The sequence below is a fragment of the Shinella zoogloeoides genome (assembly GCF_003574625.1).
GTDB lineage: Bacteria > Pseudomonadota > Alphaproteobacteria > Rhizobiales > Rhizobiaceae > Shinella > Shinella zoogloeoides_A.
In genome coordinates, this window is sequence record NZ_QNUJ01000007.1 from 199,189 (window position 1) to 215,064 (window position 15,876).

A 15,876-nucleotide genomic window follows, 5' to 3' on the forward strand; every position below is an offset into this window, starting at 1 on the left:
TCATGCCGGTTTTGCAAGGGCTTGCGGCCGGGGGCTCAGAGGCCTTCGACGACCACCATCTCCGCATCCGCCACTTCCTGGCGGATCGCGGCGGCGATCTGGTATTCCGGCGAGTTGTAACAGTCGACGGCGGCCTGCAGCGAGGGGAACTCGATGATCACGTTGCGGGCGCGCACGCGGCCTTCCAACTGCGCGAAGGCGCCGCCGCGGGCGATGAAGTTCGCGCCGTATTTCTCGAAGGCCGGCTTGGCGGCGGCCACATAGTCCTTGTAGCGCTCGGGATCGCGCACATCGACCTGTGCAATCCAGTAACCCTTGGGCATGTCTGTCTCCCTCTTGTTATGCTGTAAGCGCGCCATCCATCTCGGCGAGGATCGCCTTTGTGGCCGCAAGCGGATCGGCGGCCTTGACGATGGGGCGGGCGACGACGAGGTGGCTGGAGCCGGCCTTCAGCGCATCGGCGGGCGTCATCACGCGCTTCTGGTCGCCGAGCTCGGCACCGGCGGGGCGGATGCCGGGGGTGACGATCGCCATGTCGGAACCGACGACCTTGCGCACGGCGCTCGCCTCTTCGGCCGAGCAGACCACGCCGCCCATGCCGGCGATGCGCGCCTGTTCGGCGCGGCGCAGCACCAGCGTGTGCGGATCGTATTCATAGCCGGCGTCGATGACGTCCTTGGCGTCCATGGAGGTCAGCACCGTGACGCCGAGCAGGCAGAGGTCCGAGCCCTTCGCCGCGGAAACGGCGGCGGCCATCGCCTTCGGATAGGCGTGCAGCGTCAGCATGGACATGCCCATCTTCACGATGTTCTCGACGCCCTTGGCCACCGTGTTGTCGATGTCGAGCAGCTTCATGTCGAGGAAGACCTTCTTGCCGTCCTTGGCAAGGTCGCGGGCGAATTCCAGCCCGCCGGCAAAGACGAGCTGGTAGCCGATCTTGTAGAAGAGGGCGGTGCTGCCGAGCGTCCGGACCACCTTTTCCGCCTCCGCGATGGTCGGTACATCGAGGCCAACGATCAGGCGGTCGCGCGCGGACATGGTCACATCCCTTTCCAAGATTCCATTGCCGTCCAGTCGCATGTGACGCTGCGGTCCGCAAGACGGAAAGCGAAAAGATTGCCGCCGCCCGCCGGCTGGTCGTGGTCGCGGCGGATGGGAGTGCCCCCGAGGTGGCATTTCAGCAGCGTGCCGACGCCGCCATGGCCGACAAAGGCGATCGGAAGGGTCGGGTCATGGGTCGCGAGCACCCGCTCGATGGCGGCGACGATGCGCGCCTGCGCATCCATCGCCCGTTCCCATCCGTGAAAGCTTTCCTGCGGGTGGGCGAAGAACCAGTTTGCGGCCTCTTCGAAGGCGTCCGGCGGCAGGAAGCCGGTGGCGGAGCGGTCGTTCTCGCCCATGGCGTGATCGGTTTCCACGGGAAGGCGGCCGGCGGACAGAATCTCTGCCGTCTCGATGGCCTTGCGCTCCGTGCTCGCGACGAAGCGGCCGATCTGCTGCGCCCAATCGGTGGAGGCGGCAAGCGCGGCGCGTTCCCGGCCGCGCTCGGAAAGGCCCCAGTCGGGCACCGGCACGGCCGGGTCGATGGCGACCTGCGGATGGGTGATGTAGAGCGCGAACATCGCCGCCGCTCAGTGCGTGCGGCGGTAGGTCCAGAGCTGCGCCGGCGGGATGTTGCGCACGACGAAGTCGAGATGGGTGATCTGGTAGCGATCCGGCATGGCGACGACGGGGGAGAGCGGGCCATAGGAGATCTGCACCACCGGCCGGCCGGCGGGGATGCGGGCGAGCAGGTCCTCGATCAGCGCGACGCGCCGGTGCATGGGGAAATTCAGCAGCGGCACGGCGGAGATGACGCTGTCGAAGGTGGCGTCGCGCAGCTCGCCGAGCGTCCTGTCGAGATCGAAGGCATCGCCGTTGATGAAGTTGACGCCGTGAAAGCGCTCGACAAGGTGATTGTAGAAATCCGTCGAGAATTCCACCGAGGTCAGCTTGTCCGGCGTGATGCCGGCCTGCAGGATCGCCTTGGTGATGACGCCGGTGCCGGGACCGAGCTCGAGGACGGGCAGGCCCGAGGCCGGGTTGACGACGCTCGCCATGCGGCGCGCGGTGACGGAGGATGTCGGGATGATGGCGCCGACCGCCTTGGTGTTGCTCACCCAGCCCTTGAAGAAGCGGATCTCGTCGTCGAATTTCCTGCCGAGCCGTTCCTTCACCTTCACGCGCAACGTCATGTCGTCTCCCCCTTCATGGTAGCATTTCCGAGGCCGGCGGCAGGTTTCATCCCGTCCGCATGGTTCGGCCCCGCCGAATATGTGACGCGGTTTGCGTCAAAAACAAGTCTGATTGCGCCGCCACCGGCAAGTTTCTCGAAGATGGCGGTATTGCCTTTTGCAAAAAAGAACCCGCCGGGCGACCGGCGGGTTCCTCGAACGGTTCCCGATGCCGCGACGGCCGGACTATACGCGCATCGGCATGAGCACGTAGAGCGCATCGTCGCCGGCAAGGTCGCGCACCAGCGTCGGCGAACCCGGATCGGCCAGCATGAAGACGGCTTCCGTGCCGGAAAGCTGCGCGGTGATGTCGAGCAGGTATTTCGCGTTGAAGCCGATCTCCAGCGGATCGTTCTCGTAGCCGACCGCCAGTTCTTCCGTCGCGCTGCCCGAATCCGGGTTGTTGACGGTGAGCGTCAGCTGGCCTTCGGTCAGCGCCAGCTTCACGGCGCGGCCGCGTTCGGAGGAAATGGTGGAAACGCGGTCGACGGCCTGCGCGAAGGACTGGCAGTCGATCTTCAGTTCCTTGTCGTTGTTGGTCGGGATCACGCGCTGGTAATCCGGGAAGGTGCCGTCGATCAGCTTGGAGGTCAGTACGATGGAGCCGATGGTGAAGCGGATCTTGGCGTCCGACACTTCCACGGTCACGGTGAGGTCGGGGTTATCGACCAGCTTCTGGAGTTCGCCGACCGTCTTGCGCGGAATGATGATGCCCGGCATGCCCTCGGAGCCCGAGGGGGCGTCCACGTCGGCGCGGGCCAGGCGATGGCCGTCGGTGGCGACGGCGCGCAGCTTCAGGTCGCCCTTGCTCTCGATCGTGTGGATGAAGATGCCGTTGAGGTAATAGCGGGTTTCCTCGGTCGAGATCGCGAACTGAGTGCGATCGATCAGCATCTTGAGGTCCGTCGACTTGAGGCGGAACGTGTGCGAGAAGCTGCCGGCGGTAAGGTCAGGGAAGTCGGACTGCGGCAGGCACTGCAGCGAGAACTTCGAGCGGCCCGAGGCGACCGTCATCGACGCGCCGTCGGCGCTCGTCGCCAAGAGCACTTCCGAACCGTCGGAGAGTTTTCGCACGATGTCGTAGAGGAGATGGGCGGGAACGGTCGTCGCGCCGGCCTGTTCCACCTGCGCCGGCGTCGCCTCGGTGATCTCGAGGTCGAGGTCGGTCGCCTTCATGTCGAGGCTGGCGCCGTCGGCCCGCAGCAGCACGTTCGAGAGGATCGGGATCGTGTTGCGCCGTTCGACCACGCGATGGACGTGGTTCAGCGACTTCAGAAGATTGGACCGCTCGAGAGTAATGCGCATGGAACTGTACCGCTTTCGACCGCTAGCCCGCCGGAACCCGGCGCGGCATTGCCTTGAAGGTCCGGCAGGTGCCGGAAGATGTGGACGGGCAAAATGGCAGAAGTTCCGGCCCGATTGCAAGTGCTAACGGCGCAGCACACACGATAGTCAACCGCCGGACCTTGCGGGGGCATCCGCGCTCGCCCATAAGGAGGGAAAAGTGCGGCCATCCGTGGCCGGAAAGGGACTGACGATGCGGGATGAAGGCTTGGCAAGCGGGGCAGGGGATGGCGCGAAAAGCTTCCGCCTCCACAATGCCGTGATCCCCGCCCGGCCGCTGGAGCCGGCGCTCTATCTCGTTGCAACGCCCATCGGCAATCTCTCCGACATCACGCTGCGCGCGCTGGAAACACTGGCCGGCGCGGATGTGCTCGCCTGTGAGGACACGCGCGTCACCCGCGTGCTGCTCGACCGCTACGGCATCGTCAACCGTCCCTATGCCTATCACGAGTACAATGCGGACGAGGCAGGCCCCCGCCTGATCGCCGCACTCGAAGCCGGAAAATCCGTCGCCCTCGTCTCCGATGCGGGCACGCCGCTCGTCTCAGATCCCGGTTATCGGCTCGCGCTGCTTGCCATCGCGGCCGGCCACCGGGTCGTGCCGATCCCCGGCGCATCCGCCCCGCTCGCAGCCCTCGTCGGCTCGGGCCTGCCGAACGACGCCTTCTTCTTTGCCGGCTTCCTGCCGTCCAAGGACAAGGCGCGCCGCGACCGCCTCGCGGAACTGGCGACTGTTCCGGCAACGCTCCTCTTCTTTGAATCGCCGCACCGCATCGCCGCGACGGTCGCCGCCGCCGCCGATGTGCTAGGCGAGGCGCGCGCGGCCTGCGTCTGCCGGGAACTCACGAAAACCTTCGAGGAATTCCGCCGCGGCACGCTGGGCGAGCTCGCCGCCCGTTATGGCGACGGCGCTTCCGTCAAGGGCGAGATCGTCTTCGTCATCGGCCCGCCGGGTGAGGCGGCCGCGCCGGACGCGGAGGATGTCGACCGGCTGCTGACGATGCTCGCAAAGGACATGTCGACCGGCAAGGCGGCGACCGAGGCGGCGCGCCAGACCGGCCTGCCGCGCAAGGACCTCTACCAGCGCCTTCTCGACCTGAAGGACGCCGATGGGCAATAGGACGGCGGACCCGAACCGGCTGAAAGCTTTCCGCCGGGGGCACGTCTCCGAATATCTCGCCGCGCTCTATCTTCTTTGTAAGGGCTACCGCATCCGCGCCATCCGCTACCGCACGAAACTGGGCGAGATCGACATTGTCGCCCGGCGCGGCGATCTCGTCATCTGCGTGGAGGTGAAAGCCCGCCGCGATGTCGACAGCGCCGTCTTCGCCGTCACCGGAACCGCGCAGCAACGCATCCGCGCGGCGAGCGAGATCTGGCTTTCCCGCCAGCCGGCCGCCCATCGCTTGTCCTTACGATATGATATTGTTGCGGTCCTGCCCTGGCGGCTTCCGAAACACCTTCCGGATGCGTTTTGATTGAAAAGAAAATGTAACGAAACTGACATGAAAGCGTAACGCGTCTGTCATCGGCCGCCCTTAGTGCACCCCTCACACCAAATCCGGTGAAGAGGAGCAACTCATGTTCAAGCCGCTTTCCCTCGCAGGTTTCGCACTCGCAATTTCCGCCACGACGTCGATGGCCGCCACCAACATCACCTGGTGGCACGGCATGGCCGGCCGCAACGGCGAGGTCATCAACGAAGTCGCCAAGAAGTTCAACGACGCCCAGTCGGCCTGCGCCATCACGCCGGTTTCCAAGGGCACCTACGAGGAAGCGCTCGCTTCCGGCATCGCGGCCTTCCGTTCGGGCGAACAGCCGAACATCCTGCAGGTCTTCGACGCCGGCGCGGCGACGATCATCAATGCTCCGGGCGCGGTCATCCCGGCCGAGGACCTGATCACCCAGGCCGGTTACAAGTTCGACCGCGAAGCCTTCATCGAGGGCGTGCGCTATTTCTACGCCGCTCCTGACGGCAAGTTCGTCGGCATGCCGTTCAACTCTTCGGCGCCGATCATGTATGTGAACACCGAAGCGCTCGAAAAGGTTGGCGTCGAAGCGCCGAAGACCTGGGAAGAGTTCGAGGCGATCGCCCCGAAGCTGAAGGAAGCCGGCTACCTGCCGCTCGTGCAGTCGCAGCTCACCTGGCAGTTCACGGAAAACTTCTTCTCGCGCCACAACATCCAGTTCGCGACGAACAACAACGGCTACGACTCGGTCGCCGACACCAAGATCAACATGACGGACCCGAACCTCGTCATGATGTTCACCAAGCTCAAGGCCTGGGCTGACGAAGGCTACTTCGGCTACTACGGCGCCGGCTGGAACGACAACCAGAAGCTCTTCGAAGACGGCAAGGCCGCCTTCTGGATCGGCTCTTCGGGTTCGTTCGGCGGCCTCCAGAAGACCGCGCAGAAGCCGTTCACCGCGACCTTCCTGCCCTACTGGCAGAGTGTGAAGGGCGCCGGCACCAACACCTTCATCGGCGGTGCGGCCCTCTTCGCCATGTCCGGCAAGCCGGAAGCCGAGAACAAGTGCACGGCCGACTTCTTCCAGTTCCTGACCTCGCCGGAAGTGCAGAAATTCTACCATGAGGCCACCGGCTACGTCGCCATCACCAAGGCGGCCTACGAGCTGGCGAAGTCCGAAGGCTACTACAAGGAGAAGCCGGTCGCCGAAGTCGGCATCCAGCAGCTCATGCTGCCCTCGGGCGAATGGTCGAAGGGTTACCGCCTCGGCTTCTACCCGCAGATCCGTGAAATCATGGAACGCGAATACGGCCGCATCTTCGCCGGCGAAACCTCGGTCGAGGAAGCCCTGAAGACGATCGAGACCGAAGCGAACGACCTGCTCGCCCGCTTCGCCAAGACCGCCGGCTGATAGGTCCGCGTCCGGCAAGCCCCTCATCCGGCCTGCCGGCCACCTTCTCCCCGCAGGCGGGGAGAAGGGACAAGCCGCAACATTGCCTCTCCCTCTCCCCATCGGCGGGGAGAGGGTTGGGGTGAGGGGCAACCCGCCCGCTTCTCCCGTTCTTTCAAAGGCCACGCCATGAAGCGCGTCCAGTTCTCCTCGCCCTTTCTGCCCTATCTCTTCCTTGCGCCGCAGATGGCGATCATCTTCGTCTTCTTCTACTGGCCGTCGATCCAGGCGATCCAGTCGTCCTTCTACCTCGAGGACCCCTTCGGCTTCGGCTCCACCTTCGTCGGCCTTTCCAATTATTCGGACGCGCTCGGCTCCGTGCAGTACCAGTCGATCGCCCGCTTCACGGTCGTCTTCACGGCGCTGGTGACGTTCCTGTCGCTGGGGATCGGCATGCTGCTCGCCGTCAAGGCGGATGCGGTGCTGAAGGGCAGCTCCACCTACAAGACGCTGCTGATCTGGGTCTATGCCATCGCCCCGCCGGTCGCCGGCCTCATGGGCATGATGTTCTTCGACCAGCATATCGGCCCGCTGGTGAAATTCGCCGCCCTCTTCGGCTGGGACATGAAGGTCGGCCTCAACTACAACGACACCGCGATTGCGATGATCATCGTCTCGGTCTGGAAGCAGATCCCCTATAATTTCATCTTCATCCTTTCGGGCCTGCAGAGCATTCCCGCCTCGGTGCGGGAAGCGGCCACCATCGACTGCCGTTCCGGCTTCCGCCGCTTCTGGACGATGACGCTGCCGCTGCTCGCGCCCACCGCCTTCTTCCTGCTCATCATCAACATGACCTACGCGCTCTTCGACACGTTCGGCATCATCGACGTGATGGTGAAGGACAAGGCCGCCAACAACCCGATCACGCTGGTCTATAAGGTCTATATGGATGGCTTCCGCGGCAACGACCTCGGCGGCTCCTCGGCCCAGTCCGTCATCCTGATGATCGTCGTCTTCGTGCTCACCGTCTTCCAGTTCCGCTTCATCGAGCGGCGCGTGCACTACAATTGAGAGGACGCCCGTGATGAACCGCATCCGCCTTTTCGATCATCTCGTCCTCATGCTCGGCGTCTTCGTCATGGTGGCGCCCGTCGTGGTCGCCTTCATGACCTCCACCCACGATGCCGCCGACATCCACCGCAACGGCCTGTCGCTCACCTGGGGCGGCAATTTCGCCGAGACCTACAACACCGTGCTGACCCGCAAGGGCGGCTTTACCGGCGAGATCACCGGCGCGCGCATGATCTGGAACTCGCTGATCCTCGGCGTGGGCTTCGCCGCCGGCAAGATCGTCCTCTCCATGCTCGCCGCCTATGCCATCGTCTATTTCCGCTTCAGGCTCGGCACGCTGTTCTTCTGGATGATCTTCACGACGCTGCTGCTGCCGCTCGAAGTGCGCATTGTCCCCTCCTACGAGGTGATGAACAAGCTCTCGCTCACCAACACCTATACCGGCCTCATCGTGCCACTGCTCGCCTCGGCCACCGGCACCTTCTTCTTCCGCCAGTTCTTCAAGTCCGTGCCGGAGGAGCTGCTGGAGGCCGCGCGCATCGACGGGGCGGGGCCATTCAAGTTCTTCATCGACGTGCTGGTGCCGCTCTCGCGCACCATGATCGCCGCCATCTTCATCATCATGTTCGTCTATGGCTGGAACCAGTATCTCTGGCCGACGCTGATGACCACGGACGAGCGCTTCTTCACGCTGGTGCGCGGCATCAAGCAGATCCTGCTCGTCTGGGTCGGCTCCAACATTCCCGATTACAACGAAGCCTTTGCGCTGGCGATCCTCGCCATGCTGCCGCCGGTCATGATCGTGCTGATCTTCCAGCGGTGGTTCATCAAGGGTCTTACCGAAAGCGACAAGTAAGGAGTTCCGTCCCATGGCATCCATCGGCATCAAGGACGTATCCAAGATATACAATGGCGGCGTGACCGCGGTCAGTTCCGTCAGCATCGACATCGCCGACGGCGAGTTCATCGTGCTTGTCGGCCCGTCGGGCTGCGGAAAGTCGACGCTCCTGCGCATGGTCGCGGGACTGGAGACGATCAGCGAGGGTGAAGTCACCATCGGCGGCCGTGTGATCAACGATGTCGACCCGGCCGACCGCGACATCGCCATGGTCTTCCAGAATTACGCGCTCTATCCGCATATGACGGTCTACGAAAACCTCGCCTACGGCCTGAAGAACCGCCGCACGCCAAAGAGCGAGATCGACGCCCGCGTGGCGGAGGCCGCCCGCATGCTGGAACTGCAGCCCTATCTGGAGCGCAAGCCCCGCGCCCTCTCGGGCGGCCAGCGCCAGCGTGTCGCCATGGGCCGCGCCATCGTGCGCAAGCCCTCCGCCTTCCTCTTCGACGAGCCGTTGTCGAACCTCGATGCCAAGCTGCGCGTCTCCATGCGCGGTGAGATCAAGCGCCTGCAGCGCCGCGTCGGCACCACCTCGATCTATGTCACGCACGACCAGCTGGAAGCCATGACGCTCGCCGACCGCCTCGTCGTGCTCTCGGGCGGCCGGATCGAGCAGATCGGGGCGCCGCTGGATGTCTATCACCGCCCGGCCACCACCTTCGTCGCCAGCTTCATCGGCTCGCCGGCCATGAACCTCGTCGGCGGCGAACTGCACGGCAGCAAGCTGGCGCTCGGCCCCGCCCTCCTCGATCTCGGCGCGGCCGTGCCGGCGCAGGGCGCGCTCACCGTCGGCCTGCGTGCCGAGGACCTGCGCCTCCATGCGGGATCGGACGGCGCCATGCCCTTCCGCATCGACTATGTCGAGGAACTGGGCTCCCAGCGCCTCGTGCACGGCTTCGTCGGCGACCAGCCGATGGTGGCGGCCATCTCGTCGGAAATCCCGCTGCCCGAGACCGCCTCGCTCTCCATCGCGCCCTCCCGCCTGCATTTCTTCGACACGGCGAGCGGCCGGCGCATCGACTGGACGATCGCGGAACAGGGGCAGGCCGTCGCCGTTTCCGGTCTGGAGGTCGCCGCATCATGATCCGCACCACCACCGACAGGCTCGTAGCCCCGAGCGCGGAAGACCGCGCCGGCATCGCCACCCTTGAAAGAACCGTCGCCGCCCATGACGCCCGCATGGCGGAGCTGCCCTCCATGAACGTGGTGGAAGCGGGCGGCCGCGCCGAGCGCGCCGAGCCTCTGCCGTTTCCCTTCACCGTCGCCGCCTGGAACCTGGAACGCTGCCTCTTCCCGCTGCAAAGCGCCGAGCATCTGGGCGCGACCGGTGCCGAAATCGTGCTTCTCTCCGAGATGGACGACGGCATGGCCCGCACGCGGCAGGCCCACACCACGGCGGATGTCGCCGAGGAGCTGGGCATGGCCTATCTCTACGGCGTCGAATTCATCGAGCTCGGCCTTGGCTCCGACACCGAGCGCGAATTCTGCAAGGACGATTTCAACCGTCGCGGCCTGCATGGCAATGCCCTGCTTTCCACCGTGCCGCTGCACGAACCCTTCCTTCTGCGTCTGGAGGGCGAACGCCTGTGGTTTACCGGCGAGGTCGACCAGCCGCGCCTTGGCGAGCGCGTCGCCGTCGGCGGCACGATCAACACGGAGGCCGGCCCGCTGGTGCTCGTCTCCACGCATCTCGAAAGCGCCACCACCGCCGCCTACCGTGAGCGACAGGTGGTCGGTATCATCGATGCGCTCGACGCCGCGTTCCCCGGCCGCCCCGTCCTCATCGGCGGCGATCTCAACACCGGCAACCACACGGGCGGCGATTTCGAGGCGGAGGGCCTTTTCGCCCGCGCGGCCGAGCGCGGCTTCATCCGCCACGGCGGCCCGCTCGACGTCATGACCACGCGCCCGAGCCTCATTACCCGCTGGCCCGACCGGGCGATGAAGCTCGACTGGTTCCTCTCGCGCGGCCTTGCCGTCTCCGGGGTGGAGATCGTCTCCTCGCTCTCGCCCACCGGCAAGCCGCTGTCGGACCACGACATGATCACCTGCCGCATCGATGGCCTTGCCTGAGCCCGTTGCCATAGCGCCTGCCGCATCCTAAATGTGTCGGGCAATTCTCAGGGGACCTTTCATGGCAAAGATCAAGAACGTCGCGGTCCAGATGGACCATGTGTCGACCATCAACATCGCCGGCGACTCCACCTTCGCCATGAGCATCGAGGCACAGAGCCGCGGCTACAAGCTCTTCCACTACACGCCTGACCAGCTGAGCCTGCGCGATGGCAAGGTCTATGCCACCGTCGAGCCGATGGAGCTGCGCGACGTGAAGGGCGACCACTATACGCTGGGCGAGGCCGAGCGCATCGATCTGTCGACGATGGACGTGGTGCTGCTGCGTCAGGACCCGCCGTTCGACATGTCCTACATCACCTCCACGCATCTTCTGGAGCGCATCCATCCGAAGACCCTCGTCGTCAACGATCCGGCCTGGGTGCGCAATTCGCCGGAGAAGATCTTCGTCACCGAATTCGCCGACCTGATGCCGGCGACCCTCATCACGCGTGACCCGGCCGAGATCCGCCGCTTCCGCGACGAGATGGGCGACATGATCCTCAAGCCGCTCTACGGCAACGGCGGCGCCGGCGTCTTCCATTCCACCAAGGACGACCGCAACCTCTCCTCGCTGCTCGAAATGTTCGGCCAGATGTTCCGCGAGCCCTTCATCGCCCAGCAGTACCTGCCGGACGTGCGCAAGGGCGACAAGCGCATCATCCTCATCGACGGCGAGCCGGTCGGCGCGATCAACCGCGTGCCCGCCGAGCACGACGCCCGCTCCAACATGCATGTCGGCGGCCGCGCGGAAGCGACGGAACTGACGGCGCGCGAGAAGGAAATCTGCGCCCGCATCGGCCCGGCCCTGCGCGAGCGTGGCTTCATCTTCGTCGGCATCGACGTCATCGGCGACTACATGACCGAGATCAACGTCACCTCGCCCACCGGCATCCGCGAAGTGAAGAAATTCGGCGGCGCCGACATCGCTGCTCTCCTCTGGAACGCTATCGAAAAGAAGCGCTGAGCCGCCACGGCAGGGCGCGCCGGGACCGTCCGTTCGCGAACGGTCCCGGCTTCGTTCCGCAAATGCAACCGCCCACAACCGATGGGCGGAAAATTCCCGCTTCAGTTCTATAATTGTTCTTGTTTCATTCCGTCTTTCATGCCAGATTTGCGGCTGCAACCCAGAGGCGGTTGCGGGAGCGGTTTTCGGCAAAAAGGTGTTGCGGCGTCCCTTGCGCATGAGCGGCGCGCGGCGCTGCACGGCGGGCGGGGGCAGGCATGGTGGCGCGGGTCGGTACGATTGCGTTTCAGGGCATCGAGGGCGTTCCGGTGGACGTCCAGGTCATGGTCGCGCCCGGCAAGGTGGGCATGCAGATCGTCGGCCTGCCGGACAAGGCCGTCGCCGAAAGCCGCGAGCGGGTCCATGCCGCGCTGCACGCGTCCGGTCTTTCCCTGCCGCCGAAGCGTGTTACCGTCAATCTCGCCCCGGCCGATCTTCCGAAGGAAGGCAGCCACTACGACCTTGCCATCGCGCTCGGCCTCATGATGGCGCTCGGCGCCGTGCCCGGCGATGCGCTGGAGGATTACATCGTCATCGGCGAATTGAACCTCGACGGCACGATCGCCTCCGTCGCCGGCGCGCTTCCCGCCGCGATGGGCGCCAATGCGCTCGGCAAGGGCCTCATCTGTCCGGCGGAGAACGGGGCGGAAGCCGCCTGGGCCGGCGGTGGGCTCGGTATTCTCGCGCCGCGCAGCCTCATCGCGCTCGCCAATCATTTCAAGGGCACGCAGGTCCTCGCGCGGCCGGCGCCGGCGATCCGCGCCCCCGCCGCAGGCCTGCCGGACCTTGCCGATATCCGCGGGCAGGAAAGCGCCAAGCGCGCGCTGGAAGTGGCCGCCGCCGGCAACCATAATCTCCTGATGGTCGGCCCGCCCGGCTCGGGCAAGTCGATGCTCGCCGCGCGCCTTGCCGCCATCCTGCCGCCGCTCTCGCCGGCGGAGCTGCTCGAAGTCTCGATGATCCATTCCATCGCCGGCCAGCTTTCCGGCGGCCGGCTATCGGATCGCCGACCCTTTCGCACGCCGCATCATTCCGCCACCATGGCCGCCCTTGTCGGCGGCGGAGCGAGGGCGAAACCCGGCGAAGTGTCGCTCGCCCATAACGGCGTGCTCTTTCTCGACGAGCTGCCGGAATTCTCCCCGCAGGCGCTCGACGCTCTGCGCCAGCCGCTCGAAACGGGCGAATGCATCATCGCCCGCGCCAATCACCGCGTCAGCTATCCGGCGGCCGTGCAGCTCGTCGCGGCGATGAATCCCTGCCGCTGTGGCATGGCGGGCGAGCCGGGCCGGACCTGCGCCCGCGGCCCGCGATGCGTGAGCGACTACCAGGCCCGCGTCTCCGGCCCGCTGCTCGACCGTATCGACATTCGCATCGACGTGCCGGCGGTCTCGGCGACGGACCTCATCCGCCCCATGGCCGCCGAGACCAGCGAAACCGTCGCCGCAAGGGTCGCAAGGGCTCGCGCCCTGCAGATCGATCGCTTCGCTCGCCTCGGCATGGCCGGGGTGACGAGCAATGCCCGCGCCTCGACGGCGCTCGTCGAAAAGATGGCCGAGCCCGATCCCGGCGGCCTCCAGCTCCTGCGGGACGCCGCGGAGAAGATGCGGTTCTCCGCGCGCGGCTACCACCGCGTCCTCAAGGTCGCGCGCACGCTGGCCGATCTCGACGAAGCCTCTATTGTCGGCCGCATCCATCTGGCGGAAGCGATTTCCTACCGCATGGCCGGCGAACGGTTGACGGCGCCGGCGTGAGTGCCGGCCAGCGGCAGACGCCGGAGATTTGTGCGCGCGCCGGTGCCATACGGTGGGGTGGCAGGCACGGAGCCGCTATCGGCCGGCACCGTATCTGAAGTGATTAGCGTACCGGTGCCGGTTCTGTCTCAGTCCGGCCCCTTGAAGACGGCCTCGAGGTGGTGCCCGTCGGGGTCGATGACGAAGGCGGCATAATAGGTCGGGCCGTAATGACTGCGGAGTCCGGGCGGGCCATTGTCGGTTCCGCCGGCTGCAAGCGCGGCCTTGTGGAAGGCTTTGACGGCCTGCCGGTCCGGCGCGTCGAAGGCGACGTGAAAACCGGGGCCCGGCGCGGCGGCGGCGTCGTACTGTTTGAGAGCGAGCTTGTCGCCGCCGCCGGGCAGGCCGTAGCCGATGGCCTGATCCGGTTCGCCGGGCCGGATGTCCGACCAGACGCGCTCATAGCCGAGCGGCGCCAGCGCCGCGTCGTAGAAGGTGGCCGTGCGTTCGATGTCGCGCACGCCGAGGGAGAGATGGTGGAGCATGGGCCGTGCCGGTTCGCTTGGCGAGGCCCGTCGCGCAGGATTACCGCACGACGGGCTGTCCGGTTCAGCCGCCGAGGCCTTCGAAGAGCGCGGTCGAAAGGTAGCGCTCGGCGAAGGAGGGGATGATGACGACGATGGTCTTGCCGGCATTTTCCGGCCGGCTGCCTACCTTCGCGGCCGCCGCCAGCGCTGCGCCGGAGGAAATGCCGACCGGCACGCCCTCGAGCCGCGCGACGAGGCGGGCGTTCTCGAAGGCTTCGTCATTGGTGACGGTCACCACCTCGTCGTAGATCGCCGTGTCGAGCACAGCCGGGGCGAAGCCCGCGCCGATGCCCTGGATCTTGTGGGGGCCGGGATTGCCGCCGGAGAGCACCGGGCTGTCGGTCGGCTCCACGGCGATGACCTTGAAGCCCGGCTTCCTGGATTTCAGCACCTGCCCGGCGCCGGTGATCGTGCCGCCGGTACCGATGCCGGAAACGAGAATGTCGACCGCGCCGTCGGTGTCGTTCCAGATTTCTTCCGCCGTCGTCCTGCGGTGGATTTCCGGATTGGCCGGGTTCTCGAACTGCTGGGGGATGACGGCGCCCGGAATGGTGCTCGCCAGTTCCTCCGCCATGGCGATCGCGCCCTTCATGCCCTTGGGGCCTTCCGTCAGCACCAGTTCGGCGCCGAGCAGGGCCAGCATCTTGCGCCGCTCGACCGACATGGTCTCCGGCATGGTGAGGATCAGGCGGTAGCCCTTGGCGGCGGCGGCGAAGGCGAGCGCGATGCCGGTATTGCCCGATGTCGGCTCCACCAGCGTCGACGTGCCGGGCGTGATCTTGCCTGCCGCTTCCAGCGCCTCGATCATCGCCACGCCGATGCGGTCCTTGACGGAGGCGACGGGATTGAAGAATTCGAGCTTGGCGAGAAGAGTGGCGACGACGCCCTTTTCTTTCGCGAACTTGTCGAGCCGCACGATCGGCGTGTCGCCGATCGTCTCGGTGATGGAGGCATAGATACGGCCACGGCCGGGCTTGCGGGTTTCGGTCATCGGGTGCTCCTCTGTTCTCTTTGCCGGAGAATGTAGGAGGGAACGCGGCCTTAGACGAGTCCGGATTTCGCCGCAGGCGGGCGAAAGCGGAATATTCCTTCGCCGTTTGCGTGCGGCCTCAGAATTCCGCCATCGGCGAAAGGGCGAAGGGTCCTTCCGGCCGCAGGGTCTTCGCCATGCGGAGCATCAGGACCATCTCGCCCGTATCGGCAAGGGCCTCGCCCCGCCATTCCAGCCTGTCGGGCGGGAAATGGACGACGACCTGCGTTTCAGCGGCCTGCACGCTGGCAAGGATATCCGCAAGGCGGGGAATGCGCGTGCCGGCGACGTCCAGCAACTCGAAAGCCCCGTCCCCGGCCACCCGCCACGCGACGACGGCGTCATCGCCGATCAGGTCGAGCCTGACGTCGGGCATCAGGGCGGCGTTGAAGAGGAACATCCCGGTCTGCCGCACCGGCGCGAAGCGATCCGAAACGGGCTGGCGGGCATCGAGCAGCCGGCGCAGCAGCGCGATATCCGCCGCGCTTCCAAGGTCCAGCCGCCGCACCGGGCCCGTCGTCCCGCCGCCGGACGCCGCGCCGGCGAAGCGGTGCTGCGCCAGCGGCTCGAAACCGTAGCGGCCGTAGAGCGCCGGCGTATCGGTCAGGAGGGCGACGACCGCAAATCCTTCCGCATCGCAATGGGCAAGCGCCGCCTCCATGACATCGCGGTAGAGGCCCATGCCGCGATGGCCCGGCCGCACCGCGCCGGATTGCAGGCCGGCCGCGCGCAGGGAAACGCCATCGACGACGAGCGGCAGCGAGAAGGCGCTGATATTGGCGATGCAGGCACCATCCGCATCGAACCACGAGAAGGGAATGCCGGTCGGGTCCGATCCGCCGAGCCGGTCCATGATCGTCACGTCGATCCCGAAGACATCCTGCAACAGGTCCGCAAGGGCGCGCGATGCCGGGGGATCGCCGAAATAGCCGGAGCGGAAGGAAAGACCTGTACGGCCGGACATCG

The 15,876-nt window shown here is 65.9% G+C and carries 17 protein-coding genes; 9 read left to right on the forward strand and 8 right to left on the reverse strand.

Features of this window, described 5'->3' with window-relative positions:
* Window positions 1–35: 35 nt before the first annotated feature.
* The 5 genes from DSD28_RS15780 to dnaN form a co-directional block, all read right to left on the reverse strand.
* Entirely contained in the window at window positions 36–323 is a 288-nt protein-coding gene (locus DSD28_RS15780; protein ID WP_119257371.1) for a DUF1330 domain-containing protein, read from the reverse strand.
* Between the two features lie 16 nt (window positions 324–339).
* Entirely contained in the window at window positions 340–1,038 is a 699-nt protein-coding gene (gene pyrF / locus DSD28_RS15785) for an orotidine-5'-phosphate decarboxylase (RefSeq protein WP_162911419.1), read from the reverse strand.
* Between the two features lie 2 nt (window positions 1,039–1,040).
* Window positions 1,041–1,622: a histidine phosphatase family protein gene (locus tag DSD28_RS15790; RefSeq protein WP_119257373.1), complete on the reverse strand. Its 582-nt coding sequence runs from the start codon at window positions 1,620–1,622 to the stop codon at window positions 1,041–1,043.
* Between the two features lie 9 nt (window positions 1,623–1,631).
* Window positions 1,632–2,234 (reverse strand): phospholipid N-methyltransferase PmtA, encoded by a 603-nt coding sequence (pmtA, locus tag DSD28_RS15795; RefSeq protein ID WP_119257374.1) that lies wholly within the window; start codon window positions 2,232–2,234, stop codon window positions 1,632–1,634.
* A 225-nt stretch (window positions 2,235–2,459) separates the two neighbouring features.
* Window positions 2,460–3,578, reverse strand: a complete 1,119-nt coding sequence (gene dnaN, locus DSD28_RS15800) for a DNA polymerase III subunit beta (protein ID WP_119257375.1) — start codon at window positions 3,576–3,578, stop codon at window positions 2,460–2,462.
* A 232-nt stretch (window positions 3,579–3,810) separates the two neighbouring features.
* Here dnaN and rsmI point away from each other — a divergent pair, with 232 nt between their 5' ends.
* The 9 genes from rsmI to DSD28_RS15845 all read left to right on the forward strand — a co-directional run bounded on the left by rsmI (window position 3,811) and on the right by DSD28_RS15845 (window position 13,314).
* Entirely contained in the window at window positions 3,811–4,737 is a 927-nt protein-coding gene (gene rsmI / locus DSD28_RS15805; RefSeq protein ID WP_119257376.1) for a 16S rRNA (cytidine(1402)-2'-O)-methyltransferase, read from the forward strand.
* The gene (locus DSD28_RS15810; protein WP_119257377.1) at window positions 4,727–5,095 is read left to right on the forward strand and encodes a YraN family protein; all 369 of its coding nucleotides are present in this window, start codon (window positions 4,727–4,729) and stop codon (window positions 5,093–5,095) included. Before rsmI ends, DSD28_RS15810 begins: the two co-directional genes overlap by 11 nt.
* A gap of 103 nt (window positions 5,096–5,198) precedes the next feature.
* A complete protein-coding gene (locus DSD28_RS15815; protein ID WP_119257378.1) occupies window positions 5,199–6,497 on the forward strand; it encodes an extracellular solute-binding protein in 1,299 nt (432 codons plus the stop codon).
* A 168-nt stretch (window positions 6,498–6,665) separates the two neighbouring features.
* Window positions 6,666–7,547 carry an ABC transporter permease subunit gene (locus tag DSD28_RS15820; RefSeq protein ID WP_119257379.1) on the forward strand — a complete coding sequence of 294 codons (882 nt, stop codon included), beginning with the start codon at window positions 6,666–6,668 and terminating at the stop codon, window positions 7,545–7,547.
* Between the two features lie 13 nt (window positions 7,548–7,560).
* A complete protein-coding gene (ugpE, locus tag DSD28_RS15825) occupies window positions 7,561–8,403 on the forward strand; it encodes a sn-glycerol-3-phosphate ABC transporter permease UgpE (protein ID WP_119257380.1) in 843 nt (280 codons plus the stop codon).
* A 13-nt stretch (window positions 8,404–8,416) separates the two neighbouring features.
* Window positions 8,417–9,529 carry a sn-glycerol-3-phosphate import ATP-binding protein UgpC gene (locus DSD28_RS15830; protein ID WP_119257381.1) on the forward strand — a complete coding sequence of 371 codons (1,113 nt, stop codon included), beginning with the start codon at window positions 8,417–8,419 and terminating at the stop codon, window positions 9,527–9,529.
* Window positions 9,526–10,518, forward strand: a complete 993-nt coding sequence (locus tag DSD28_RS15835; protein WP_119257382.1) for an endonuclease/exonuclease/phosphatase family protein — start codon at window positions 9,526–9,528, stop codon at window positions 10,516–10,518. Before DSD28_RS15830 ends, DSD28_RS15835 begins: the two co-directional genes overlap by 4 nt.
* Before the next feature lie 61 nt (window positions 10,519–10,579).
* Window positions 10,580–11,524, forward strand: coding sequence for a glutathione synthase (gene gshB, locus DSD28_RS15840; RefSeq protein WP_119257383.1), 945 nt, complete (start codon window positions 10,580–10,582; stop codon window positions 11,522–11,524).
* A 257-nt stretch (window positions 11,525–11,781) separates the two neighbouring features.
* Entirely contained in the window at window positions 11,782–13,314 is a 1,533-nt protein-coding gene (locus DSD28_RS15845; RefSeq protein WP_119257384.1) for a YifB family Mg chelatase-like AAA ATPase, read from the forward strand.
* A gap of 128 nt (window positions 13,315–13,442) precedes the next feature.
* Here the strand turns inward: DSD28_RS15845 and DSD28_RS15850 are convergent, their stop codons facing one another.
* The 3 genes from DSD28_RS15850 to DSD28_RS15860 all read right to left on the reverse strand — a co-directional run bounded on the left by DSD28_RS15850 (window position 13,443) and on the right by DSD28_RS15860 (window position 15,874).
* A complete protein-coding gene (locus DSD28_RS15850; protein WP_119257385.1) occupies window positions 13,443–13,838 on the reverse strand; it encodes a VOC family protein in 396 nt (131 codons plus the stop codon).
* A 64-nt stretch (window positions 13,839–13,902) separates the two neighbouring features.
* On the reverse strand, window positions 13,903–14,871 hold the full coding sequence (gene cysK / locus DSD28_RS15855; protein WP_119257386.1) for a cysteine synthase A: 969 nt from the start codon (window positions 14,869–14,871) through the stop codon (window positions 13,903–13,905).
* Between the two features lie 118 nt (window positions 14,872–14,989).
* Complete coding sequence (locus tag DSD28_RS15860) at window positions 14,990–15,874, reverse strand: GNAT family N-acetyltransferase (protein WP_119257387.1); 885 nt, start codon at window positions 15,872–15,874, stop codon at window positions 14,990–14,992.
* Window positions 15,875–15,876 lie beyond the last annotated feature (2 nt).